Below are 357 nucleotides of genomic sequence, written 5' to 3'. Positions count from 1 at the left end.
CGCCTGGCTCGTGAGGTTGTCCGCGTCGTTGCCGGCTGCGTCCTGTATGACGGCGTTGCCGGTCGCGGGCTTGGTGTAGCTGACGCTCAGCGTCTCGATCCTGTCCACGGCACGGCTAAGCGTCAGCGTGACGGTCTTGTCCGTGGCATTCACCGCGGCGTTGTTCACGGTGATGGCCAGGCCACTGCTGCTGCTCACCGCAAAGGCCGCAGCGCCCGCCGTATGGGTCGCGTCCAGGCCCAGGACACTCGCGTCGTCGTAGCTGAGCACCAGAGTCTGTCCATTCACCGTGGCGCTGTCCAGCACCGGGGCCGTGGTGTCGGCTGTGGTGGTGTTCGCCACCGTCTGGTTCGTGAG

1 protein-coding gene is annotated in these 357 nt (G+C 66.7%); it reads right to left on the bottom strand.

Features of this window, described 5'->3' with window-relative positions; translation table 11 throughout:
* Positions 1–357, bottom strand: a 357-nt coding sequence (locus VTU_RS28390; RefSeq protein ID WP_010107080.1) for a SwmB domain-containing protein, incomplete at both ends; no start/stop codon positions are given.

The sequence above is a fragment of the Verminephrobacter aporrectodeae subsp. tuberculatae At4 genome (genome assembly GCF_000193225.1).
GTDB lineage: Bacteria > Pseudomonadota > Gammaproteobacteria > Burkholderiales > Burkholderiaceae_C > Acidovorax > Acidovorax aporrectodeae.
The sequence above is the reverse complement of the archived record's forward strand: the minus strand, read 5'-3'. Positions and strand labels throughout refer to the sequence as shown.